This window comes from Rhizobium subbaraonis, assembly GCF_900220975.1.
In the GTDB taxonomy this organism is placed as follows: Bacteria; Pseudomonadota; Alphaproteobacteria; order Rhizobiales; family Rhizobiaceae; genus Mycoplana; species Mycoplana subbaraonis.
Genome location: NZ_OBQD01000016.1, coordinates 1 through 23,763, shown reverse-complemented (window position 1 = coordinate 23,763; position 23,763 = coordinate 1). Strand labels below are relative to the sequence as shown.

25 protein-coding genes and 1 pseudogene are annotated in these 23,763 nt (G+C 58.9%); 12 read left to right on the top strand and 14 right to left on the bottom strand.

The features are described 5' to 3' along the window. Nucleotides 1-5: 5 nt before the first annotated feature. From CRO48_RS22215 to CRO48_RS22185, 8 genes are all read right to left on the bottom strand, one after another. Nucleotides 6-1,178 (bottom strand): lytic transglycosylase domain-containing protein, encoded by a 1,173-nt coding sequence (locus CRO48_RS22215; RefSeq protein ID WP_052820917.1) that lies wholly within the window; start codon nucleotides 1,176-1,178, stop codon nucleotides 6-8. Then, complete coding sequence (locus tag CRO48_RS22210) at nucleotides 1,156-3,675, bottom strand: VirB4 family type IV secretion/conjugal transfer ATPase (RefSeq protein WP_052820916.1); 2,520 nt, start codon at nucleotides 3,673-3,675, stop codon at nucleotides 1,156-1,158. The genes CRO48_RS22215 and CRO48_RS22210 overlap by 23 nt, the downstream gene beginning before the upstream one ends. 3 nt (nucleotides 3,676-3,678) lie before the next feature. Then, nucleotides 3,679-4,005, bottom strand: coding sequence for a VirB3 family type IV secretion system protein (locus CRO48_RS22205; RefSeq protein ID WP_052820915.1), 327 nt, complete (start codon nucleotides 4,003-4,005; stop codon nucleotides 3,679-3,681). Nucleotides 4,006-4,007: 2 nt separating this feature from the next. After that, nucleotides 4,008-4,367: a TrbC/VirB2 family protein gene (locus CRO48_RS22200; protein ID WP_051517880.1), complete on the bottom strand. Its 360-nt coding sequence runs from the start codon at nucleotides 4,365-4,367 to the stop codon at nucleotides 4,008-4,010. Then, complete coding sequence (locus CRO48_RS22195) at nucleotides 4,364-5,503, bottom strand: lytic transglycosylase domain-containing protein (protein ID WP_052820952.1); 1,140 nt, start codon at nucleotides 5,501-5,503, stop codon at nucleotides 4,364-4,366. Before CRO48_RS22195 ends, CRO48_RS22200 begins: the two co-directional genes overlap by 4 nt. Before the next feature lie 135 nt (nucleotides 5,504-5,638). After that, a complete protein-coding gene (locus CRO48_RS31855) occupies nucleotides 5,639-6,100 on the bottom strand; it encodes a hypothetical protein (RefSeq protein ID WP_141402095.1) in 462 nt (153 codons plus the stop codon). A 10-nt stretch (nucleotides 6,101-6,110) separates the two neighbouring features. After that, nucleotides 6,111-6,983, bottom strand: a complete 873-nt coding sequence (locus CRO48_RS22190; protein WP_237681278.1) for a hypothetical protein — start codon at nucleotides 6,981-6,983, stop codon at nucleotides 6,111-6,113. A gap of 373 nt (nucleotides 6,984-7,356) precedes the next feature. Next, nucleotides 7,357-8,421, bottom strand: a complete 1,065-nt coding sequence (locus tag CRO48_RS22185) for a helix-turn-helix domain-containing protein (protein WP_052820950.1) — start codon at nucleotides 8,419-8,421, stop codon at nucleotides 7,357-7,359. Nucleotides 8,422-8,614: 193 nt separating this feature from the next. Here CRO48_RS22185 and CRO48_RS22180 point away from each other — a divergent pair, with 193 nt between their 5' ends. The 6 genes from CRO48_RS22180 to CRO48_RS22155 all read left to right on the top strand — a co-directional run bounded on the left by CRO48_RS22180 (nucleotide 8,615) and on the right by CRO48_RS22155 (nucleotide 14,863). Beyond that, the gene (locus CRO48_RS22180; protein WP_210202018.1) at nucleotides 8,615-9,847 is read left to right on the top strand and encodes a nucleotidyltransferase domain-containing protein; all 1,233 of its coding nucleotides are present in this window, start codon (nucleotides 8,615-8,617) and stop codon (nucleotides 9,845-9,847) included. After that, nucleotides 9,844-11,553, top strand: a complete 1,710-nt coding sequence (locus CRO48_RS22175) for a ThiF family adenylyltransferase (RefSeq protein WP_052820913.1) — start codon at nucleotides 9,844-9,846, stop codon at nucleotides 11,551-11,553. The genes CRO48_RS22180 and CRO48_RS22175 overlap by 4 nt, the downstream gene beginning before the upstream one ends. Next, entirely contained in the window at nucleotides 11,550-12,011 is a 462-nt protein-coding gene (locus CRO48_RS22170; protein WP_197283355.1) for a Mov34/MPN/PAD-1 family protein, read from the top strand. The genes CRO48_RS22175 and CRO48_RS22170 overlap by 4 nt, the downstream gene beginning before the upstream one ends. Nucleotides 12,012-12,022: 11 nt before the next feature. Continuing rightward, entirely contained in the window at nucleotides 12,023-13,144 is a 1,122-nt protein-coding gene (locus CRO48_RS22165) for an SAVED domain-containing protein (protein WP_141402094.1), read from the top strand. A 404-nt stretch (nucleotides 13,145-13,548) separates the two neighbouring features. Next, complete coding sequence (locus CRO48_RS22160; protein WP_052820911.1) at nucleotides 13,549-13,959, top strand: DUF6088 family protein; 411 nt, start codon at nucleotides 13,549-13,551, stop codon at nucleotides 13,957-13,959. Continuing rightward, nucleotides 13,949-14,863: a nucleotidyl transferase AbiEii/AbiGii toxin family protein gene (locus CRO48_RS22155; protein WP_234905345.1), complete on the top strand. Its 915-nt coding sequence runs from the start codon at nucleotides 13,949-13,951 to the stop codon at nucleotides 14,861-14,863. Before CRO48_RS22160 ends, CRO48_RS22155 begins: the two co-directional genes overlap by 11 nt. A gap of 182 nt (nucleotides 14,864-15,045) precedes the next feature. Here the strand turns inward: CRO48_RS22155 and CRO48_RS22150 are convergent, their stop codons facing one another. Beyond that, nucleotides 15,046-15,807, bottom strand: a complete 762-nt coding sequence (locus tag CRO48_RS22150) for an NmrA family NAD(P)-binding protein (protein ID WP_237681279.1) — start codon at nucleotides 15,805-15,807, stop codon at nucleotides 15,046-15,048. Between CRO48_RS22150 and CRO48_RS22145 the strand changes: the two genes are divergently transcribed. From CRO48_RS22145 to tnpC, 3 genes are all read left to right on the top strand, one after another. After that, nucleotides 15,715-16,065 carry a transposase gene (locus tag CRO48_RS22145; protein WP_176526848.1) on the top strand — a complete coding sequence of 117 codons (351 nt, stop codon included), beginning with the start codon at nucleotides 15,715-15,717 and terminating at the stop codon, nucleotides 16,063-16,065. The two genes, CRO48_RS22150 and CRO48_RS22145, sit on opposite strands and share 93 nt — an antisense overlap. Beyond that, complete coding sequence (tnpB, locus tag CRO48_RS22140) at nucleotides 16,062-16,406, top strand: IS66 family insertion sequence element accessory protein TnpB (RefSeq protein WP_052820910.1); 345 nt, start codon at nucleotides 16,062-16,064, stop codon at nucleotides 16,404-16,406. Before CRO48_RS22145 ends, tnpB begins: the two co-directional genes overlap by 4 nt. 73 nt (nucleotides 16,407-16,479) lie before the next feature. Further along, nucleotides 16,480-18,072, top strand: a complete 1,593-nt coding sequence (gene tnpC, locus CRO48_RS22135) for an IS66 family transposase (protein ID WP_052820909.1) — start codon at nucleotides 16,480-16,482, stop codon at nucleotides 18,070-18,072. Between the two features lie 18 nt (nucleotides 18,073-18,090). Here the strand turns inward: tnpC and CRO48_RS22130 are convergent, their stop codons facing one another. Continuing rightward, nucleotides 18,091-18,441: an NmrA family NAD(P)-binding protein gene (locus CRO48_RS22130; RefSeq protein WP_082179043.1), complete on the bottom strand. Its 351-nt coding sequence runs from the start codon at nucleotides 18,439-18,441 to the stop codon at nucleotides 18,091-18,093. Nucleotides 18,442-18,531: 90 nt separating this feature from the next. Here CRO48_RS22130 and CRO48_RS22125 point away from each other — a divergent pair, with 90 nt between their 5' ends. Further along, nucleotides 18,532-18,945, top strand: coding sequence for a winged helix-turn-helix transcriptional regulator (locus tag CRO48_RS22125; RefSeq protein WP_052820907.1), 414 nt, complete (start codon nucleotides 18,532-18,534; stop codon nucleotides 18,943-18,945). Nucleotides 18,946-19,133: 188 nt separating this feature from the next. Here CRO48_RS22125 and CRO48_RS32330 read toward each other — a convergent pair whose 3' ends face one another. From CRO48_RS32330 to CRO48_RS22115, 3 genes are all read right to left on the bottom strand, one after another. Then, nucleotides 19,134-19,289 carry a hypothetical protein gene (locus CRO48_RS32330; protein ID WP_156316089.1) on the bottom strand — a complete coding sequence of 52 codons (156 nt, stop codon included), beginning with the start codon at nucleotides 19,287-19,289 and terminating at the stop codon, nucleotides 19,134-19,136. 997 nt (nucleotides 19,290-20,286) lie between these two features. Continuing rightward, entirely contained in the window at nucleotides 20,287-20,610 is a 324-nt protein-coding gene (locus CRO48_RS22120; protein WP_011982970.1) for a hypothetical protein, read from the bottom strand. A 392-nt stretch (nucleotides 20,611-21,002) separates the two neighbouring features. Then, nucleotides 21,003-21,437, bottom strand: coding sequence for a DUF3846 domain-containing protein (locus CRO48_RS22115; protein WP_052760284.1), 435 nt, complete (start codon nucleotides 21,435-21,437; stop codon nucleotides 21,003-21,005). Between the two features lie 573 nt (nucleotides 21,438-22,010). Here CRO48_RS22115 and CRO48_RS22110 point away from each other — a divergent pair. Both CRO48_RS22110 and CRO48_RS32980 read left to right on the top strand, forming a co-directional pair. After that, nucleotides 22,011-22,448: a thermonuclease family protein gene (locus tag CRO48_RS22110; protein WP_407071949.1), complete on the top strand. Its 438-nt coding sequence runs from the start codon at nucleotides 22,011-22,013 to the stop codon at nucleotides 22,446-22,448. Between the two features lie 9 nt (nucleotides 22,449-22,457). Next, nucleotides 22,458-22,718, top strand: a pseudogene (locus tag CRO48_RS32980) (WGR domain-containing protein); the annotation flags it as partial. A gap of 636 nt (nucleotides 22,719-23,354) precedes the next feature. On the opposite strand, the gene CRO48_RS32325 reads toward CRO48_RS32980, so the two are convergent. Further along, complete coding sequence (locus CRO48_RS32325) at nucleotides 23,355-23,525, bottom strand: hypothetical protein (RefSeq protein ID WP_011982966.1); 171 nt, start codon at nucleotides 23,523-23,525, stop codon at nucleotides 23,355-23,357. Nucleotides 23,526-23,763: the final 238 nt, after the last annotated feature.

Genomic DNA, 23,763 nt, shown 5'->3' with positions numbered 1-23,763 from the left:
CCTGTTCAATTTGCAGTTGGCCTGGCGTCGACAACTGTCACGAGCCCGAGCGCCGGGTCCTCCAACACCGAAAAGGTCGCGACATCGCCACTGGCGCGTGCCTGCTCCTGAAGGTCCTCGAGCCAACGCTGAATCTGATCTGTGGTGGCGGTTGTTGGCACCGCAAAGCATCGGGTGCTGCCGGTATCAATGATGGTCGAGGGGCACTGGACTTCAGCCATGACGAGCGAACCATCGTGGTCCTTGGCGTTGCCGCCTCCCGAGCCGCGCAAGGCCGCAGAAGAAGACTGGAGCCCAGCCTGCAGACGCTGCAAATATTGCTGGTTTGCCGCTAGCGATTTTCCGAGCAGCTCGTTCCAGACTGAACCACGTTCGACCTGCGCCTGAGTATTGCGGTCGACGGCCTTTTTCAGCTGCTCCCCGCATCCGCGCGCATCACTGACGGTTTCCGTCTCGACATCATCGCCCGACGGGGTCCGGTCGCCGTTCTCAGCCTTGTTCCGGCTGTAGTAGGCCGAGACTTTTTTGACGTAATCCTGTGTCTCGGGAATATTGGGTATCCGTCCGTTCTGGAGGGACTGACGGTAAGGCCCGGCATTGTATCCGGCGGCGATCAGGTCATAGCGATTGCCGAACATGCCCTGCAATTGCTTGATGTATTTGACGCCGCCGCGGATATTGTCGCGCAGGTCGTAAGGGTTGACGCCGAGACCCGCCGCGGTCCCGGGCATGAGTTGCATGACGCCGGTCGCGCCAACCGGCGAGCGCGCCGATTGGCGGAAGCGTGACTCCTGCTCGGCGATCGCCAGCGCGAAATTGGGATCGACCCCCTGGCGGATCGCCTCGTCCGTCACCATACGGGCAACTTCCTGCTGGCTATGCGTGCGCTTCGACGGGCTGGCAGGCGTGGTCTCACCGGCCATGCCATCGGCCGAGCAATCCGCCGGCGCACCGGATCCCTGCCCGGGCGCTACGCTGTCTGTCGTGCCGCCTGACGCACCCTTCAACGCTTGCGTGTCCGACTGATAGGTCTTGTACCAGTTCTCCGTCGCCTGCTGGATCTTCCGGCGGGCGTTATCGATTACCGGCACTTGCGCAAAGACGGGTGCGGATGTGAGTAAAGTGGAGAGCACGATAGCGCCGACGGTCGCCAGTTCAGGAAATCTTGCGTTGGTCATCTGACGCATCCCCCTCCCAGTCGCAGAATTTCGACAGCCAGTTCTTCGGATCGTTGCCATATTCGTCGAGCAGCATCTCGACCTCGCGGACGGTCTCCTCGCGGCCGGACAGCACCCTGATGAATTCTGGCATATGGGACATGTCGACACGGGCGATCACGCTGCTCTTCGCCTGCTTGATCAGCATGAAGCGGGAGGCCGGGTCGCCATTCTTGACCCAATCGAACTCAGCCCTCGAAAGCCCGAAATGCTCCATGTAGGAGTTTTCGTCGGCTTTCGGATTGGCGAAGAAGATGTTGGTCGATGTCTGTTCGATGATCGTCCGGCTGACGCTCGACTGCACCACGTCGTCGGCCGACTGGGTGCCGAAGATAACGAGGCCATTCCGTTTACGAATGGTCTTGAAGTAATCCTTCATGGTGCGCTTGAACTCGTCGTCGTCGAGCAGCTTCCAGGCTTCGTCCATGAGATTGATGATCGGTGCCTTGCCGTCATAGACCTCATCGAGCCGATGGAACATGTAAAGGAGTGCTGCGGTTCGCACCGGGGGATCGTCGAGGATCGACGTCATGTCGAAGCCAATCATCGGCCGGGAGATATCGAGATTGTCGTCGGCATTGTCGAAGAGCCACGCATAGGGTCCGTGATCAACCCACTTGTCGAGCCGCGCGATCAGGCTTCCCTCGGTCCGCTCACTGCCCGCCAGCAGGGCGCGGAGTGACGACAGGCGGCGATAGGATCGGTCCTTTGTCTTCAAGACCGACTTGATCGCGGTGCGGATGATGATCTCTTCCTGTGGCGTCAGGCTCTCGCCTTCCTTCGCCGGCTTCAACATGAAGCTTAAGAGACGATAGAGGAAAACGCGGTTCTCCTCGGTATCGTCGAGGAGCAATGGGTTCCAACCGGACGGCTCGCCAGGTTCGAGCGTCATATAGGTTCCGCCGGCCGCCCGTACCATGATGTCGAGACCGCGGTCCTTGTCGAAGACGATCGTTTTCAGGCGCGGGCTGACGCGGTAGGCCTGAAGGATCAGGAAGGCCATGATCACGGTCTTGCCGGAACCCGTCGGTCCGAACACCGTTGTGTGCCCGACATCGCCCTGGTGAAAGTTGAAGAAGAACGGCGTGCCTGACGTCGTTTCGAAAATGGTGATCGCTGGACCCCAATGATTGCCGTCCGGCTTGCCGTAGGGATAGGCGTGAAAGCTGCTCAGGCCCGCGCAATTGAGCGTCGAGATTACGGCACGTCGGGCGATATAGGCCTGATTGCCAGGGAGCTGCGCCCAATAGGCCGGTTCCGCGTTCAGATCTTCGCGGACATAGGAGGCACCCAGCGCACCAAGTTCGTTGCCAATCAGGGCGACACCATCGTCGAGTTGGGCCGCCGATCTCGCCACTGGCATGACGGTGAGATGATGCTCGGCGAAGGCAACGCGTTTCCTCGCCAGTTCATCACGCGCAAGATCGAGATTGGCGTGCACGCTGGAACCACCCTCGTCTGCCTTCGACAGCTGCCGGTCGAGGCGCTCGATCCTGCTTCTCGCGGCCATGTCGTCAATGAAAGACATGGATTGGGCAAGCACCATCTCGAATGGGAGCTTGAGAATGTAATCGAGCATGCCGGCGCCCGTCTCGGGCGGATATTCCTTCAAGGACACCACCGCGGCATAGCGGTCATCGCCAGGCGTATCGCCCTGAAGATGGATGGTTCGGTTGCCGATCGATGTGCGGCGCGCTGGCAGCATCGCGTCTATGGGGAGGTTGCCGAGCCGGATCGGTCGGACACGGCCGCCATTCAGCAGCGTGTAGAAGAACTCGCATTGTTCCGAAAACCAGATTTTTTGAGTCCCCTCCTCGACCTCCATGTTTTCGGAAAAGTCGCGGTAGATCGTCTTGCCGTTGCCAAGATCCACCTGGATGCGCTGTACGTCGCGCAGGACTTTGGGACCGTAAGCGGCAAGCGACTTCTCGAGCGCCTTGGTGGCTTCAACCAATTTGTCTCGCATCGAGCGAAACTGCTCCTTGCGAACGACATCGCCACCGATGCCCATGATGCGGGAAAGCGCGGATCCTTGTTTGAACAGCGGGCGCACGACGAGCGAGATGTAGGTGTCGTTGACGAACATCTCGTTGCGCGAGATGCTCGCCTGATAGACATCGTCCAGACGCTGGATAAAGGGGTCGGTAAAGGTTGCCGGCAAGGACGGTGCGACCTTGCGCCTGACAACATGGGTGTAGAGCGCAAAATTGCCAATCGAGGAAATGGCGCGGAAAGCCGAGTTTCGCTGCCGCTGCAGCATGTTGATCGTTTCAATGTCGGCCGTTTCGAACGAAAAACCTGTGAGACGCAGGGTCGAGACCAGGCAATCGTTCTTCAGCCGGATAATGCCGTTTTCGATCGGAACGTAGAAGGGAACATGGGTCGAGATACTGCGATCGGCGAAGATCTCCCAACCCTTCGACAAACTTCCCTTCAGCGATCTTGCCATCGTGCTCATCGGTCAGGCTCCGTAGGTCCGGATACCCCCGCCAAGTCTGCGGCCGAGGGGATTTATGCCGCACATGCTGAGACGGCCGAGGATGTCGAAGAACCAGAGATCGAGTTTGACCGTCAGCACATAAAGAATCCCGTGCAGGATGACGAAGGAGACGGGAAACCAGAGGATGGAGCCCAGCACCATGAACACCATCAGCGAGACGAAGCATTCCGCCAGGAAGTAGGTGTAAGGGATCCCCATCACCGTCGGCGGCCGCGTGAGGGCCAGGATGACGGGATAGGATTCGATATAGTCGTCACCGCCTGACGTCTTGTTGCCGGAGTTCGCCATGATTACGATCCCGCCCCAGCTAAGAAGTCGACAAGCTCAGCGGCAGCGAACATGCCGGCGAGGCTTCCACCGACCCGCAGAAGCGCGCCCCAGGACCAGAAGCCAAAGGCCGCTGCCAGGAACATACCGATGAACGCGATCGCGCCGACGGAGCGACCGAATGCGCCAGTGAAGAACTGTACCAGTCTGTCGGCAGCATTCTCCAGGGCATCGAGGCTCTGCGCTGCCGCCGGCTCGTATTGACTGACGAACAGCACCGAGGCGGCAAGCAGCACCATCGCGGCATGGCCGGCCCACTTGCGTTTGACCAGGGAGCGGCAGGTTACGCTGCCAACAAGAATTGCCATGACCACTATGTTCATTGAAGTACCTCTTCCTTGACGATTTTGACCGGACCGCCGAGTTGCGCCGCTTTCAGCGGCTGCGGGTAGCGGCTGTCCGAAGCGAGCGGGCTTGCAGCTGAGAAAACAAGCATCGGGGACCTTGCCCGGTCGGCCGGGCCTGATCGGCGGTGCTGATTGGATTGAGAGTCAGGTGTCGGAGCAGGTGTCGGAGGCTGGGAGCTTGCCGACTTGCCGGTGTAGTAGCCGACAACACGTGTCACATAGTCCGCGGTTTCGCGGATCAGCGGCAGGGATTGATGCGCGTCAACGCGGGGTTCTCCAGCATTGTATGCGGAGGCGATCAGCACAGGGTTGCTATACTTGTCGATGAGCACCCGCAGGAAACGCGTGCCCGCGCGAATGTTCGGTTCGGGGTCGGTGAGGTCATGGACGCCAAAGGCCTCGCCGATCTTCGGCATGACCTGCATCAAACCGATGGCGCCGGCCGAACTGACAAGGCCGGGATCGAACCTTGCGTTTTCCGCCCGCATGATCGACAGAACCCAGTTCGGATCGACGTCCTCCTCGGCTGCGATTGTCAACGCAAGGGCTGCGTAGTCTTCAGGTACGCCGGAAAGCAGGTCGGGACGGGCTTGCGTCACTGTCCGATCGGAAGACGTGCGTGCTTCGACGGCTGGATTGGTAGACCGATGGACGGTGCCTGCGTCAGACGAGAAAACGCTGATGGGCGAGAGCACGGCGCGGTCGCGCCGTGCTCTCATGCTGCCGGCCGCTTCTCCCGGTAGCTCTGTGTTACTGTCGTCGGCTTCAATCGCTGCTTCTGCAACAAATGAAAGAATTGCGGGAATTGCGTTGGTATTGGCCTGTCCCCCAAAACGCTCATTGAAACTGGTAAGGTCGATGCTTGGCGGTGGGTGTGGGTCAGCGTCGACGGCGAGTGCTGACAGCGCATCGGGCTCACTTGAGGTTTCACCCGCGAACCGGAACGACCAATCGGTATGGTCATGGTTCTCGCCGATCTTGAGTGGGTCGCTCTCGGCGGACGTTGCGGCAAGACATGTAGCCAGGAGCACAGACGTCACCGCAGGCCAGACTGCCCTTCGTAACACTCTGGATCGCGGTCTAATCACAGAAGAAAGCAGGCTGTCATCCATTCCGAACCAGTCCATAACTTGTACTTCAATACAAGTTATGGACTGCAATCCGCGCCGGAAATCAACTGAAAAATATAACTGGAGTACAAGTTTTATCCCAAAGGCCGATATCGCCTTCAGAAATACTACACAAAATCAATCCTTTAGCCGCGACCACCGATCCGGCTTCCATCGATACTCGATCTGGTCTCGATCGCCAAGAATTTGAGCCAAACGAACAGCGGTTCCCCCTTTGACCAGCACGAAACCGGCGTCGGCACCTGACTGTCCTTGATAGATTCGGCACGTAAAATTTGGCAGTTCCCGCTGGATCCTGGATACCGGCCAGCAAGAAGAAACCTGATAACGAGAACCATCAAGATTCGGCGCGAAGCCACGTGAGACCTGCTGCACCGGCCCAAGACGATGGCGCCCGAACGACGTGCCATACTCCAGCTGGCACTCGGTGATATTTCTGGGATAGTTCCTGCAGGCTGTGAGGCTGAGATAGGCATACGGCGCTGGCGGCAGCGGCCGGGGCGGCTGCTCAAGCCGCCCGCATGCGGCCAAGGGAATTGCGACGGCCATAGGCCAAAACAGCGCCTTCAAGATTTGCACGGCTCACCTCCTAAGTTTCCTGCTGATATCCGGCATGTTCGAGGGCTTCGAGAAAGAGATCCCGTGCGAGCCCGCAATAGGGCGACGAAGGCTGCGCCAGATGCAATTTGGTCAGGACCAACCCAAGCGTTCCAATGGTCGTGGTTACCTCTTTGAGGTCATCATTCAGGCCATCGCGAAACAGTTCACGTCCATCATGGCCCTTGACGACGATCGCATAGTCGTTGCGGGCAATGCTGTGCCACAGTTCGACGGTACCGGTTTCGCCGTCCTGGGTTTCCGTGTCGCAGGTGAGCATCATCGCGTAGTCTGGAAGAGGAACGTCGCACTCCTCGATCCAGGTCCCGCAAGCAAACTCCGTAAGAGCCACCACAGACGAGAACAGCAGCAAACGTTCGTTTACCAGCAGCCGCCGTTGCCCGAGGCGCACAAAGCCGTTCATAACACCCGAACGGACGAGATTTGGCGCGAGACCTTCCTCGCAGTGCTCGCAGATCTGCACCAACTGATCGTTCCGGACAGAGAACGTGTTGTGAAAACGACCGAGAACCAAGCGTTCGATGTTTTCGGTGCGGCCGCCAAGCGACTCGACGAATGCGAACGCGCCAAACCGCGTCCAGGCTTGCTTGACATCACTCTCAGCCGATAACTCTGCGGTGCTCACCAGACTGGATGGGCCAGCCACGATACCTGCGGTCCGCGTCTCAGCACCGCAGTGCGGGCAATCAATGCTGACCGGTACACGGTACCATTCCTTCGTCAGTAGAGATCGGTGGCTTGTCAGTGGGAAACCCGTCTTGCTATTTTGCTGGTGGGACTTGCGGATATCAGTGCATAGCCGGCGCTCATCGCCTTGCAGCAAGAAAGAAATGTCATCGAACATAGTGAGAGCACAGCGACGCGACTTGCACTTCAATACAAGTTTGTAGCAGTCATAGTCGAAACGCTCAAGATGGGGAAGTCAGGTTTGGTGGTGGAACCGGCCAAAGCAATCCGGTCGTGTCCCCCCTGAGATTCGCGGGTGGTTGCGCCGACAGCCTTGGCGCTGGAAAACTACCGTTCGGACACATCCTCGACAGCTGCGCATATTACCGGCCAACGCGGCTCGCCCGACGGAGTTCGCCGGACGTCAATGTCTCGACCTCAAGCCCAAGCTGGACAGCACATTCAAATAGCAGCAGAAACATTCCTTCCAGAACACTGGGTCATTTCAGGTCGAACAGAACTAACGCATCGGAAACAAGAACGGCCACCGTTCAAGCCGCCACCTGGTCCAGCCTCCGGTCGAGTTCGCGAACGGAAATACCGAGCAGTTCAGCAGCCCGCGATTCACCGATTACCCCCTCAGCTAGGGCGCGGAAGCACAGGCGCTCGAAGCGCCTTGGTTCTTCTACTTCAGGAGCCAAGCTTTCCGGCTCCTCATAGGGCGCATCGCGCCATCCTCTTTCTGAAAAGACCTTGAAGAGTCGTGTGCAAGCGGCCTGGCTGATAATGCCGAGATCCTGACAACGGTATGCAAGCGCCTGGACGCTCACACCGAAACGTTTCTTCAGCGCAACCAGCTCTCCAATGCTGATCGACGATCGATGCGCGCCAACCTCTGCACGCAAAACATCGGCCGGCATTAGAAAGGCGCCAGCGAAGCGATGTGCGGCTTTTTCCTCGTCAACCCCGTCGCACGGCGCAATGACCATGTGCCCCAATTCATGTGCAAGGTTGAATCTTTTGCGCTCGGACCAAGTGCTGCGCTTGACGACAATCACTCGCGCAGCTTCGCGCTCCTTACGTCGAACCTTGGCGGCGAGCCCATCCACATTGTCGAGATCGAGTGATAAAACCTTTATTCCTCGCTCTTCAAGCAACTCTGCAAGCTGTGGAATCGGATCGTTGCCGAGACCCCAATCGTCGCGGACGGATCGGGCTGCATCCTCGGCATCGCGAACGTCGGTGACTGGATGCGGCGCGCTCCGTGGCTGCTCCCACTCTACGCTCCGCAAGTGAAGCAGGTCTTCAACGGCAAGATAGCGCTCCAGCATGTGGATGGCACGGGCCTCCAGCGTTGCTACTTCCTTGGAGGACGTTCCCAATTTTTTTCGGAAATCTACACCCTCGAGCGAAAGCTCATCGTCCCTGAGAAGGTATTCTTCCGAGACGGCGAGGGCCTTGGCCAACGCCATCAGAATTCCAGAACTTGGCATGTCCTCGTTTCGTTCATATTTTCCAATGGCTTGCGCAGAAACGATCCGGTCCATAGCATCCGCAAGAGCGCGCAACGAGAATCCCGATGCCGATCGGGCAACCTTAAGCTTGTTTCCGATCATAATGGCCTCCTTGTAACAGTCGGTTTCCATAACTATGTGTACAACTTATTTTTGTAAACTAAGTTCCCTTGCAGGGTGAAAAATGCACTCCCATATCCCGAGCGCTGCGGCGTTTGGCGCACCTTTGTAAACCGGACCATAGGGCGCCGCGACTGCCGCCGCTATGGCGAGTTGCAGGCGGACAAGACGACAAATGGAGCTGGATATGGCGGGTACTGACGATCAGGTTGAGAGATTTCTTCAGGCGATGGCGGAGGAACTGGCCATTCCGGAGTCCCGGTATGAGCAGGCGGAAAGAAGCTACAAGTCTCTAGGCGACTGGTTTCATCGGCCTGAAAGCACGGTTCGCAATTTTGATCCGACCGCTTACGTGCAGGGATCGTTTCGACTCGGAACCGCAATCCGGCCGATAAACGATTCCGAGGAGTATGACGTCGACTCGGTTTGCGAGCTCAAGAAGCTTGCGAAAGGTGACCTTACCCAGTTCGACCTGAAACAGCTCCTAGGTTATGAAATCAAAGCCTATCATGATGCCAAAGGCATGACGAAGCCTGTGGAAGAGGGTAGACGCTGCTGGGTGCTTTCCTATGCCGACGGTGCGCAATTCCACATGGATATCGTGCCTGCCCTTCCTAACGGGATGGAGCAGCGACTTCTCCTGGAGCGTGCCCATTTCGACGTACGTTGGGCAGATACTGCCATCGCCATCACCGACCGGGAAGTCCCGACCTACAGGCAGAAGACGTATGATTGGCCGCGCTCCAATCCTAAGGGGTACGGTGAATGGTTCAAGTCACGAATGGCCGTGGTCCTCGCGCGGCGGAAGCGGGAGCTGGTGGAATCGTTGCGCCAGCGAGGCGTGACGGCGAGCGTCGAGCAACTTCCGGACTTCCGCGTACGCACACCGCTGCAAGCCGCGGTGATGATTTTGAAGCGGCATCGCGACAATATGTTCGCCCAAGAGGCCGACTTGAAACCTATTTCCGTCATCATCACGACCCTGTCTGGTCACGCCTACGTTCAGGAAGACACCATTGCCGGCGCTCTCTTCTCCATCCTCAACGGAATGGATCGATATATCCAGCATGACGGGTCCAAATTCATCATTCCAAACCCGACCGACCCTTTCGAAAATTTTGCTGACAAGTGGGAAAAGAACCCGCGCAAGGCCGAGGCCTTCTTCCGATGGCTCAACCAAGCACGGGAAGACTTCGGTCGCGCTGCCCGTGCCGCGACGTTGCAGGGTATGAACGAGGCGGTGTCGGCCCGTATGGGCGCAGCATTGTCGGATCGGGCCACGCGCCGCATCGGCGGCGGCGGCGGGCTCCTGAGGGCGGCGTCGGTGGCTCCCATCGCGCCGGTCGCAGCGATTCCGTCTTTTGGAAATGCCGCTCGGGTTCCCACTACGCCGAAGGGATTTGCATGAGCTGGTGGCTTACCGACGTTGCCCGTGCGAAAGCCGAGCGAACTGCGATCGCGCAATTGTCTGAACGCGATGGCTGGTTGTCGGGTATCTCCTGGCGGCTGGGAGATGATCTTCATCTGATCGTGGATTTCGACGTGCAACATGGCGCAGAGACGTTTGGTCTTTCCATGATATATCCGTCCACCTTTCCCGACACACCACCAATGGTGCAGCCCCGCGATGAACGGCGCCTTTCCTGGCATCAGTACGGCCCCGGCGGTGAGCTTTGCCTCGAGTTCAGGCCGGACAACTGGGCTCCTTCGATCACCGGCGCAATGATGGTTGAAAGCGCCCATCGTCTTCTGTCAGGAGAGCGGCCAGGCGAAAACGAGCCCGGCATCGTCCGCTCAGCGCATCAGGCATCAATCGGCAGGGAGACCCGTGGCGAATTTACGCGCTTCATTCTTGACGACAGCGCCGCGACGGTTCTTGCAGCTTTGCCCGTCGATGTTCCGACAGCCATCACCGTCTGGGATCGGCTCGCCAAGCCAACATGGGTCGCATCGCTCATGAGCGTAGGTGAAGAAGGGATATTGTGGGCCCAGAATGCGCCGCAACCCTCGCACTCCTCGATCGCAAATGGGTTCGTTATCCGGACAACGCGAAACGTTGACCGCTTCCGCCTAAGCCCCAAAGATTTCGCCGACGTGATGCCGGTAGAGTTTCCCGACCTGCTGGCAAAACTTCCCAAGAACCCATTCGATGGTTTTGTGTTGCTTGGAGATGAAAACCATTGGGTCGCGCTAAATCTTTACCCCTATGAGGGCAAACAGAGTGTCTTTGGCTATAAGATAATTGTCGCCCCAAGCGTCTCTGGAAGGCTGCCTGCAGGTTACGACAGCTTGGCGCAAAAGCGGATAGCAATCGTTGGCTGCGGTTCTGTGGGTTCAAAAATCGCAGGCACGCTCGCGCGATCTGGCGTACGCAATTTCACGCTGGTCGATGACGATGTCTTTTTCCAGGCAAACCTTGTCAGGAATGATCTTGATGCGCAGGCAATCGGTCAACACAAAGTCGATGCCCTTGGAGCCCGCCTGCAGAATCTGGTGGCAAACGCAGACATCTCCGTTCGGCGGATTGCACTCGGTCAGCAGGAGAGTGCGGGATCGACAGAGTCCGTTATGGAGGAGTTGGTCCAAGCCGACCTATTGGTCGACGCGACGGCAGACCCCCGAGCGTTCAACCTCGTTGCAGCTGTTGCCCGTCGTCATAGCAAACCCATGGTCTGGTGTCAGGTCTTTGCGGGTGGGATCGGCGGCATCATTGCTAGGGTCCGCCCGGGGTTTGATCCGATCCCTACCGAAGCGCGCAGCCAAATCCGCGCATGGTGCGATAGTCATAACGTGCCGTGGATCGCCGCAACCGAGACGGACTATGGCATCGAGCGAGATAACGCCCAACCGTTGATCGCCGATGACGCTGATGTCAGCGTAATTGCCAACCATGCGTCCAGGTTCATTCTGGATTTTCTCACGCGCGAGCAAAGCGTCTTTCCTTGCTCTGCCTACGCGATCGGACTGGTGGCCGAATGGATTTTCCATGCGCCCTTTGATACCTGGCCAATCGATCTTCGGCAGGAAGGTGACTGGGGTGGTGCGCAGGAACTGGCTTCGTCCGAAGAGCTCAAAGAGCTCCTTACATCGCTGTTTCCGAAGGTGAATGCGTGATCAGGGTGACACTCTCCAGACAGATCCGTGATCGCATGAAGTTACCGTTGAGGCGAGCCGGATCGCGTGAAATCGGCGGCATTCTCATGGGACAGGAGATTGCAAGCGGGCATTTCTCCGTTCTAGACTTCTCGGTGGACGAAGCGTCAGGAGCCGATGCCCACTTTGTGCGTGATGCTGATCATCACCGCCATGCGCTGGATGCGTTCTTCGACCGAACAGGTCACAATTATCAAGCATTCAACTACTTGGGCGAATGGCATTCCCATCCAAGTTTCCCGGTTCGACCAAGCCTCACTGACGTGCGCTCCATGCAGGAACTGGTTGACGGTGAAAGAGGTATCGGTTTTGCCGTGCTCCTGATTGTGAAGCTTGGGTTTTGGGGCCGTTTCAATGCATCAGCGAGCCTGCACCGGCGTGCACTCCCGCCTGAAATGATCGACCTGCGCGCAAATTGAAGGGCATCGCGATGAACTGGAATACATTGGATTTTGTCGTTCGATCGTTGGTCTCGTGGTTCGTGCGAGCCCGTCATGCTGAAAGCTGGATTTTCCGCGGAGCCGTTGCGGTCTTGGTTGCAATCCACGGGGCAAACTGGGTCTTCAAATATTCCGGTACCATCGGAGGGGAGTCCGGATCGATAGAGTTCGGAACGGCAGGTGCTGTGCCCGATAGTATTCTCTGGATCATCACGGTCGTCTGCATTGCCCTCATGTTGGGATCGGCCATGTGGGCCTGGATACGTTATGCGAACGAGCAAAAGCGTCTTGCGCGGAAAAAGGTCTTTGTCATCGAAGGGAGAGGTTTGCGCGATGACGATGGATCATCGCTCAAATCCGCCGTACCCGAAAGCATAACGGGCACGCGTATCGACTACATGCTCGATCTGCGGCAGCGTAAGGATGGCGTAATCGTCGAGCCGGAAGATCTCCTTCCACCTGTTGCCGCAATGAAAACCTGGGTCCATCAGGCGCAGAAGGGCAACGAACGTAGCGACCTTACGACAGTCTACGGCGGCCTTACGGCCGTCCCATTGACCTTTTTGACCGGTCTGCTTCTGGACGACGAAGGCGATATTGTCGTCATGGATTGGGATCGGGTTGCAAGCCGTTGGCGCCTGCTTGACGGTCAAGACGATGCATCACGTTTTGAAATTACCGGTATGGAACAGGCCGGGGCACAGCGGGAAGTCGTTCTCGCGATCTCAGCTTCGTATATGGTGAAAACCGAAGATCTCGCGACGACGTTTAACTGCCCGATTGTCAGAATGACATTGCCTGACCTGCAATCATCTCATTGGTCTCAGGCGAGGCAGTCAGAGCTAGCCGATCAGTTCCTCGGCGTCTTGAAACAGCTCGATGCAATAGGCGTGGAGCAAGTCCATCTGGTTCTGGCAGCCCAGAACAGTGTCGTGTTCAATCTTGCTCGTCGCTATGACAAGCGAAATCTACCGAGGGTCGCGGTCTATCAGTTTGAACGTTCCCAGGAAAGGCGATACCCGTGGGGGATCGAGATGCCTGTTGCCGGGGTAAATGTTGCCCGTGTGATTCAGACGGATGAAGGCGCTGCGCGATTTCCGGAACGGACGTAAGGGCGAGCCTCGAGGACAGCTGGGATATGGCGAACACCTGAGCGTATGGTGTCCTGACACTTGAGAAGTTTTGGCTCATCTTCGGACCGGGCGCTGACCTCAAGGCCGACCTCGATAGGAGCCGGTCTATTCCGCGTGGGGATCAACAGTCTCGCGGTCCTGCTGCAAGAGGTGATGGGGATGGACCGGCTTGCCCATCATCCGTGCGTTCAGCAATCGCCAGCGTGACCGCTTGAAACTTTTGTTCTTTGAACGGTGTTGTATCGCAACCGATGCTAGCTGGAACAGCCCCGCATCGCTGCATTGGTGGGGCCTGGTCAGTGTATCACGTATTGGGACAAGGTTGCCATGTGTCGGGTTTTTGCATATATTCAGTGTCGGGTTTTTGTAACGGGAAACCGATCATGGATCAGACATTGAAGCAACGGATCAGGACGAGAGTTAGCCGGACGAAGAAGACCGACGTCTTCATTCCGCGCGACTTTGCTGACCTGAGCGGCGGCGATCAGGTTCTTCGGGCCCTGAGGGCGTTGGTGAAGGATGGCGCGCTCATACGCTTGGGCTATGGTGTCTATGCCCGGGCCGTACGGTCACGGCTGTCGGGGCGCGTTATGGTCTCCAGTTCAAACGGGTTTCACGGTGCTGCCCTCCAGGCCCTGAACAAACTTGGGGTCCCTTGGGAGCAAGGTGACAGCACCCAGGCCTATAATCTGGGGCAGTCCACCCAGGTCCCGGTTAATCTTACCGTCAAGGTCGGGAAACGCTTCAGCCGCCGGCTATCCGACGGCCGTACGGAGCTTCGCGTTGAGCGATAAGCCGGACCTGCAGACGCTGCTCGAGGTGCAGGACCACTTCGCCCTGCCCTCGACGGCCCTCGTCGAAAAGGATTGGTTCGTCGTGCGTGCCCTCGCGGCGATCCACGACGTAGAGGTCGACGGATTGACGTTGGCTTTCGGTGGCGGGACGGCGCTTGGCCGGGCATATCGTCTGCTCGAACGCATGTCAGAAGACATAGACTTGCGCATCGTAGGGGAAAATGCCGGTGAGCGCGGGTCCCTCAAGCGTATGAGACGCGCGGTCAGCAAACGTCTGGAAGACGCCGGCTTCACGGTTGAAGGGCACGTGCGGGTACTCCAGAACGGCTCTTATGTACGATACGACCTGCCCTACGATCCGATCGCCAAGGGCGAGGGTGTCCTACGCCCGGAGATCAAGATCGAAATTGCGGCTTTTCCGATCTGCACCGCCCCGGAGTTGTGTTCGGTCACCTCATTCGTCGGGGAAGCCACCGGTCGGCCGGCCGAGGCCAACGATGTTAAATGCGTTCGTCTGGTGGAAACGGCTGCCGACAAGTTCGTCGCGCTCGGGCGCCGGGCAGGCTTTGCTTTTGCCGGGCACGAGCCGCTAGACCACACGCTGGTCCGTCATGTCTATGACATTTCACGCATGGACGGTAAGTACGACCTAGATACAGCAGCTGCAATTGCACTGGATACGATGGTGGCCGAGGCAAAAGGTGACCGGGCGGACAAATACCCGGACTACAAGTCAGATCCTCGCGCTGAGACGCTCAAGACGTTTGAGATCATGGCGACACATGCCGAATTCGCCGCGCACTACGAAAAGCTCATGGGCGACATGGTATACGGCGCGCGGCCAAGTTTCGCGGAGGCCTTCACCGTTGTAGAACGCTTTGCGCAGAAAGTCCGCGAAGCGTAAGGTCGGTTTCGCCGATGCAGACTGGAACATTGACCGGAAACGCAGAGCTCATCGACAGGCGCCTTGTAAGGCCGGTGTTGCTACCGGGTCCCCCGACCTAAAATGGCGGCAATAGGGCCGCAGGCTGCCTGACAAGCCTGTCCCGTTGATGCTCGCTTGCAATTCTTGAAGCTTGCCTAGTCTCAGGAGGCTGATGCCGACAAAGCTGCATCGAGCGACCTGCCCCCACTGCCCGCAAGCCAGGACCTGAAAGTGAGCAGGTCGGGGTTTATTTCGCGCATGAGTTCCAGATCGACCTGCTCGGCGAGCGGCCCGCCTTCCAGACTCTCCGCCATATGCGCGAGATCAGCGTTTGCAGCCAGTACGCCGTCGGGAAACCGTTCGTAGCGTATCGGGCGACCGGATGCTTCACTGAGTAGAACCTCAAGCTCGCGCCCGGTCAGGCGGTCGCTGGCGATCTTAAGTGTTGCGCCGCCAAAGCGGGACTTGTCGGCAAGCACGGCAGCAACGAACCGGCCGATGTCTTCCACGGCGATTAGCTGAATGGAATGATCCGGTCGGATCAGGGAAACCAAACGGCCCTCATCCAGACCGAAACCGGGTCGTAAGAGCATTTCCATGAAAATCATCGGCCGGATGATGGTGGTCGTCATGTCGAGTTGTCGAACATGGGCTTCGATACGGGGCTTGGCGTCGAAGCGCGGAACACCTGTCAGTTCATTCCCAACACTGTAAGCGGCAAGGAGACCCCATCTGGCGCTGCTGATGCTGGGCAGGGTATTTCGGACATACGACTTCTCTGAATGTGAGGATCTATGTCTAGACCTGCGGCTAGCCTTGGATTGATGCGTATGATCGAGGCGGTGCCCGATCGTCTTGACGGCTCGCCGCGACAGTTGCGGCGTTTCTGGTCTGACGAGTTCAAGGCGACAGCGGTCGAGCAAGCCTGTCAGCCCGGCGTGAACGTCTCAGCAGTTGCGCGTCAGATCGGGATCCTTCCGTCTCAGCTCTATCGCTGGCGCAGAGAACTCCTGGGAAATGATGAGCCTGGGCAAGCAGCAGCGACAGTGGATCCACAGAGCGTTGTATCCGACCCCGACCCCGTCGTCGAAATCATCATTGGCGGTATCGTCGTGCGGGCAGGCCAGCATGTCGACGAGGCGCATCTGCAGCGTGTGATCCGCGCGGTGCGGGCGGCATGATCCCCGCAGGTGTAAAGGTCTTCCTCGCCAGCCATCCCATCGACTTCCGCAAGGGGCCGGACAGCCTGCTGTCGCTGGTGCGCGATGCTGGCAGTGATCCGTTCAACGGCTCGCTTTATCTCTTCCGGGCGAAGCGGGCGGACCGGGTCAAGATCGTCTGGTGGGATGGATCAGGCGTCTGCCTCTATTCCAAACGGCTGGAGAAGGCGCGGTTCTGCTGGCCGCGGATCGGCCATAACCGGGTGCAGCTCAACCATGCCCAGCTCATGGCGCTCGTTGATGGCATGGATTGGAGACGGGTTCGCTCTGTGGCGGTGAAGCCGCCGGAGATCGTGGGGTAGATGCCTGCGGCGAAGTGAATCAACCGTCTGAAAGGGCAGGAAAACCTGAGCACAATATGCTCTGGTAGGCCTCATGACGCCGCCCGATCTGCTGCTCCCTGATGATGTCGAGACCCTGAAAGCCATGGTCCTTGCCATGGCCGAGAAGGCAGCGCGCACCGATGCTCTTGAGAGCGAGGTCGCAGACCTGAAGGCCAGAAACGCCGATGCCGATGAACGCATCGAGCGACTGACCCAGATCCTGAGAGCCTTCGATCGGGCCCGCTTCGGCCGGCGATCGGAGAAGCTTGGCTCCCCAACCGTCGACGACGAGCAGCAGGCTTTTGTCTTCGAGGAGATCGAGACCGGCATCGCTGCGATCCGAGCCCAGGTCACCAAGGGCACAGCCCATCCGGATGGCAAACGTCAGCCGCGGCCGCGCAAAGGCTTCGCACCTCACCTGGAGCGGGTCGAGGTGGTGATCGAGCCAGATGAACTGCCCGAACACGCCGGCAAGCAGAAGGTGCTGATCGGGGAAGACGTCTCGGAACGGCTGGATGTCGTGCCAGCGAAGTTCCGGGTCATCGTCACCCGCCGGCCGAAGTATGCCTTCAAAAACGAAGACGGCGTCATTCAGGCAGCCGCACCCGCGCACATCATCGAGGGTGGCATTCCGACGGAAGCGCTTCTCGCCCAGATCGCGGTCTCGAAGTATGCAGACGGCCTTCCGCTCTATCGGCAGGAGGCAATCTATGCCCGCGACAAGGTTGAGCTTGACCGGAAGCTGATGGCTCAATGGATGGGGAAGCTCGGCTTCGAGCTCGATATCCTGGCCGACTATATCCTCGCCGAGATCAAGAAGGCTGAGCGGATCTTCGCTGACGAGACGACGTTGCCCACGCTCGCGCCCGGATCCGGATCGGCAAAGACGGCCTGGCTATGGGCCTATGCCAGAGATGACAGACCCTTCGGCGGCAGTGGTCCGCCGATGGTCGCCTATCGCTTCGAAGATAGCCGCGCTGGCGATCGTGTCGCCCGGCACCTGAATGGCTATCGCGGTATTCTCCAAGTTGACGGGTATGGTGCCTACAACAAGCTTGCCCGATCTGACGGCGGCAATGACGGTGTGATGCTGGCCGGCTGCTGGTCCCACAGCAGGCGCAAGTTCTACGAGCTCCACGCCTCCGAAAGCTCAAAGATCGCCACCGAAACGGTGGAGCTCATGGCAAAGCTCTGGCAGGTCGAAGAGACGGTGCGTGGGCAAAGCCCTGACGCTCGTGTCGCGGCGCGCCAGAAGACATCTGACGCTGTTGTCACTGAGCTCTTCGCCCTCTGGCAGAGGACCCTACCGCGGATCTCTGGCAAATCGAAGCTCGCAGAGGCGATCCGCTATGCTACCTCACGTCGCTCTATCTTCGAACGCTTCCTCGCCGACGGCCGCATTGAGCTCGATTCCAACATCGTTGAGCGCGCTATCAGGCCCCAGGCAATTACCAGAAAGAACAGTCTATTCGCCGGCAGCGACGGCGGGGGCAAGACCTGGGCGACAATCGCCACGCTCCTGCAGACGGCGAAGATGAACAACGTCGATCCGCAGGCATGGCTCACCCAGACCCTCGAGCGCATAGCCAACGGCTGGCCCAGCAGCGAAATCGACGCACTCATGCCGTGGAATTACACAGCCTGAACGGCCTCGGCTTGTCGCTTACCCAACACTCGCGCCTGACGTATAAACAAAATGATTGATGTCGGCTTCGGCAGCTATATCTGCAATCGATATACCATAACGAATTTCGTCCTCGGCGGCCAGGTTGGCTGGCAACACGCTAAAGACGCCATAGGCGTCTTTCATCGCTGAGCGGATAACATTGGTCTCTTCAAATGAACCCTGCACTAGCTCGACGCCCGCATTCCGCAATTGCACAGATGCAGCTTTGCTGGAATCCTGAACGAGCGCGCGAACGGGCCATCCCGCCTTCAGCAAAGCATTGGCGACAGATCCTCCCTGTCTTCCGGTAGCGCCGAAAACCAGAATGGGTTGCTTGCTATTGGTCACTTGAAGCCCTCGCGTTAAAACAAGGACCGTCTATATATACGAATGTAATTCTGCCGGAAGACGGCACATTTTTCAGCATCAGGCACAAGGATGACACCCTTGGAAGAACAGATCGATGCCGGCCCATCGCGCGGATCAGAAAACGACAGACAGTTCAGGCCGATCCCGTCAAACGGGGTCTGCAGCCTGCTGAGCGACAAATGGACTGTGCCGGTTCTTTGGCGTCTTTCTCTCGCGGAAGGTCATCGGCTTCGCTTTTCGACCTTGAGAAAAGAGGTCGGTGAGATCACCCAGCGCATGCTGACGCTCACGCTGCGCAATCTCGAGCGCGACGGCTTTGTTGTGCGTCACTATTTTCCCGAAGTGCCACCACGCGTCGAATACGAACTGACAGAGATCGCCCATGGAGCTTTGCGCGCCCTCGAGGGATTTAACTTCTGGGTCCACGACAATCTGGACTCCATCAAGGCGCGCCGGCGCGCTTACGACCGGGCAGAGTCATAGATCAGCCCCCGAAAAGAGCTGAGGTGAAGAGATCGCTCCAGGTAACCGTTTCGCCACGCCCGCTTTCCGCGTTATCGGTTCCTCGTTCAACGGCTGCATTCAAGGTCGCAAGCCCTATTTTGTGATCTGTTGTTGTTGATCGTGCCGACGGGGATGTTTGGGCCTGTCGTATCAAAACGACAGTTCGCTCATTGACCTATTTGCCGATTGGAGCTTTCGCCGGTTTGCTCAATGACAGAACAACCTGTTGACGGTTTCACCTCTTCGCGCAACCGGTGTTTCACCGCTTCTCTTCTTTGCTGATCGACCGATTCTCCGGTTGGCGTAAACACCGATTCGCTCATTCACCGACTTGCCCAATCACGGATTCGCCTGGTCGCGCATCCGCCGGTTCACTGCTTTACCTATTCGGCGAATAGGCGTTGCGTCATTTCGCCGATACGCTTCTTTGCCGATCTGCTGATTTACCTATTCAGCCAAGCACCGAGCCACTCAATCGCTTATTTGCCGATGCACTCACTCGGCAAAGCACTCATTCACACCATCGCTCAGCCGCGGATTCGCTGAACCACCTGCCCACTTATTCGCTTATTCACTTAACCGCACAATCGCCGATCACCGGGATATCTCCAGCCGGATGAAGGCTCCGGGAACCCCTCAAAACAGGCGCAACCGCCCTCCTCACTTCCGGACGTACATCGATCGCTCACACCCGTCGTTCTTGTCCAATTCTGGCAAAAGTTTGCAGATCACGGAGACGCCCGGTCGCCCTGGCGACCATCGCCCCTCGGGCGAAACGGCTAGCGGTATACCGTTAGCCTATCCTGCCATCTCTCACCATCATGTCCGGCCCACGTGCCCGACCCGCCAATGCTGTTGCGAGTCGTCAGACGATGCAACAGCGATCACAGGTGTATCGCCTGTGATCCGCGGAGGAGGAACAGCGCGAGGGCCGGACATGATGGTGAGATGCTGAAGCGAGCCGCCCTCGGGAGCAGTCGGGATGCCCGTGACCGAAGGGGAACGGACATCGATGACATGCGAACGATGGGGCGGCGAGCACACCGCAGGAGAGGATGATCGTCTGGAGCGGATGCCCGAAGCATGAGGGCGCAGCGCAGGACGATCATCCTCTCCGTATTGTTTGGGGAAGTCGCGGCAGCGTCCGTTTACCGGCCCGAAAGGCCGGGCGGGGCTTGCCCCGCGCCACAGGGAGAGGGGTGTTTGGGGGGAGAGGCGGCAAGTCTCTCCCCTCAAGACCGCGCGCAGGCTCGATGCCGGCAAGCGGTCAGGACTACGCGGAAAAGACGAGAGGCGACCGTGCCGCCTCTCGTCTGCATGTCAGTCGGTCCCCAGTTCGCGGATCACGGCGGCGACAGGCCAGTCGCCGAAATGGGTCCGGCGTTGGGCAACGAGGATGTCGACGGCCGTCTCATTGGCTTCGATGGCTCGGATTGCCTCATCCATATCGTCATAGGGGCCGAGATTTTCGACCGGCTCATAGTCGCCATAGTCTTCGTCCCAGCTGCCGGCAATGTATTGCGGCGCGTTTTTGACACGGATCAGTGCCCGTTCTGCCTCGCGGATGAGACGGAACCCCTCGGTGCGCTGCCGCCAGTATTCCGGGCTTCCACCATCGATGTATTTGATCTTGCGCTGTGTCATAGGAAGTCTCCTTTCGTTTTCTGACGGAAGGAGGCCGCACGATAGCCGCGAGGGGTCAGGGATCGCGGCACGCGACCGCCGGAGGCGGCAAGCGGGGGAGCCGATTTTCTGATGGCGCCATAGACGACGGCTGAAAATGGGAACCGCGCAGTCCTTGACGCCGGAGTGGCGGGTGCAAAATGGGAAGTCAGAGAAGAAGAGCCCATGGCGCCGAAGGCGCCGTGTCCGTGTGGAGGGAGAGTGTGAGAGGGCCAGGCCCTCTTTCCGTCGGGCGGGCCGGTCGATCCCGACCACCCGGCGAAGCTGCGACGACAGGGCCGCAACACCCGAAGCTCCATGGCGCCTAGGATAGAGTGAACGGGGACGGGATTGCCCGCCCCCTTCTGCCGCCGTCACGCCGTGGCGATCACGTCCGGATTGGCGGCCTTCAACGTGGCGGTAAAACCGCTGACGCGGCTGCCGAAGACGTGCGGTCCGCTGATTGCTTCGAAAGTCGGTGATAGAACCGGGAACCGGATTGTCAGGATGGCGGCAAAATCCTCGATAGGCCGTTTCGGTGATACGGTTTCGCCAAACTGGTCGGTGCCGATGATCAGGAGCTTCCCGGCCAGTGGACTTGCATAATCGGCAACCTCGGTGAAGCATGGGATCTCGTCCATCAGTCCGTTGTCGTCAACGATGATGCAATGGTTCCGGTCGATCCTCACCATGTCGATGAGGTTGCATCCGATATGACGGCGAATGTCGGCAAGGCTGTTTGCCGGATCGATCGCCACCATGCGGATGCTGCGGGTTTCGACTTCGACAAGATAGGCATTGAGGGTCATTTTGAAGCTCCTTCGGTTCGCGAAGCGATGGGCCTTTGGTCAGGAAGCAGGCCCCGCTCCTGCTTCCCGAGCGCGCGCGGAGCGGCGGGTGAGAGGGGGGCAAGGCGCAGGCGCCGGAGGGGGATCACCCGTCCTGCACAAGCAGGCGCGGAAGGACGGGGAGACCGGCGCTTGGACCTTGCTGGGGAGAGAGGGCGGCGCCCTCTTTTCCCGACCAGACCGGGATGAATCGCCAGAGGCGATTTCCATCGGCGCAGCCGAGCGAGAGGATCGTCACCGGGATCGGCGGAGACCGCCTGCGGGCTCCGTTCGCGCAGCGAATAGAGCCGTCCGCGAAGCGGGTCGCCCTGAATGCCCTTTCATTCCGTTGATATTTGGATAAGGCGGGAAACGAAAACAGATTGCGAGGACCGGCAGGCATTGAACAAAATCGTCAAGCTCGATGAAGAGCGAAGCAAACGAACTGAAAAGCGGAAACCAGCCGCCACGGCTGAAAGGAGACCGCCGAAACGGCCGAGGTGGAAACCCAGCCGTATCCGACCCAGCAGCATTGTATTGGCGACCATCATCGCTTTGGTGGCGCTTGGTGGATATCTTGTTGCGACGCAGGACATCACCGCTGATCTCGGACCGCCGATAACCGCACGGGCAAGCGGTTCGATTTTGGTTCGCTTCGGCATCTGTCCGGATGGGCTTCACCGCGACTGCGTGGTCGACGGCGACACGTTCTGGCTTGGTGATCAGAAGATCAGGATTGCGGATATCGACACACCGGAGCTCAGCCCGCCGCGGTGCGAGGCGGAAAGGATCAAGGGCGAGACGGCGAAGATACGTTTGCTCGACCTTCTCAATGGCGGAGCATTTTCGCTTGAGGCGGGTGATCGGGACGAGGACAGGTATGGCCGGAAGTTGCGCAGGGTTGTCCGCGATGGGCAGTCCATCGGCGAGATCCTCATTTCGGAAGGTCTAGCGCGGCGTTGGGACGGCGCGCGCCATCCCTGGTGCGGTTGATCCATCACCATGATGAATCGGTCGGGCCTGACCGATTCAAATCTCTGGTTGGACGCGGAATCGGCAATCGACGATTCTGTCGTCATGATTGCGCAGCCCTATCAGCTTTATATCGAACGCAAGGACGCCTCGATGAACATGGCGCGTTACTATGCCATGGATATCTCGGAAACCCTGTTTGGAGAGACCCGGCTGACGCGCCGCTGGGGACGCATCGGCGCGCGCGGCCAGTCAAAAGCGCATATCTTCCAGCGTGAAGAGGAGGCGGTGCTGCTGTTTCTCGATCTCGCTCGCCAGAAGCGGACACGCGGCTATCGCCCGGCGGGACGACAGGTGGAACGAGGCCCGCGCGAGCGGGCCTCGACAGGCGCCTTATCGGCGCCGGTCCCAGTCCGTCTCGAAGGCGATCTCGATCTCGACGAAGAACGGGATCTTGATTGCGAGCTTGAGGCCGAGTTTGCCTTTGCGGAAGAAATGGCCGGCGACTTTGCCGAGTGCGCGCAGCCGGCGACCGGTGGCGGTGAGGAATTGGGCGAGTTGGCGCATGATGTTTACTCCTTTCGATAACGTGTCATTGCGGGGATAGGCCGCGGCCCGGAAAGGCGTGCTGCACCCGAAAGGGCCACAGCGCATGCGGAGGACCTGCCGGCGACGGAATTTTGCGGCGCGAGGAGCCGCAGGCTAAGGAAAATTCTGTTGGCGGCAGGTTGCGGTACGACCACCGGGCTGCAACATCCCCGATGCCGATGACAGGGGATCGAAAGGAAGGACGCGGCTACGTCCCCGATCTCTTCCGGTGGGATGCAGGCTGCGGTGTTGGTGTGGTCGGTGGCGAAGCGAAGCGTCGGGCCCTGGCCGCCGGTCGATCCGGCGGGCTGGGCCGGCAACTGCGGCAGAAAGCCTCCGTCAAAACGGAGGCTCCGAGGAATGGCTGCCGTCCTGTTCGGCAAGCGCGGCGGCCAGTTCGGCCTGAGCGAGTTCGAGCTCGGCCTTGATCTGACGGCGCTCTGCGGCATCGACTACGGCCCGCATCTCGGCGCGCAACTCTTCAACCTGGATTTCGAGGGCATAGGTCATCGTCGTCTCCTTGACGTTTGTGAAAGACGAGGACCCGCGGCGTGAGGGGATGGCGGGGTCAAGGATCGCGGCACGCGACCGGCGGAGCCGGCGTATGGGGGAGCCGATTTTCTGACCCGGCCCTTCGGGACGGGGCTGAAAATTGATGATGTGGACGGCCCTCCGAACCCGTCGCGCGAGATGCTAAGATCATTCTGCGCAACTCAGAGAAGGAACCGTGTCATGACTTTCGAGAAGA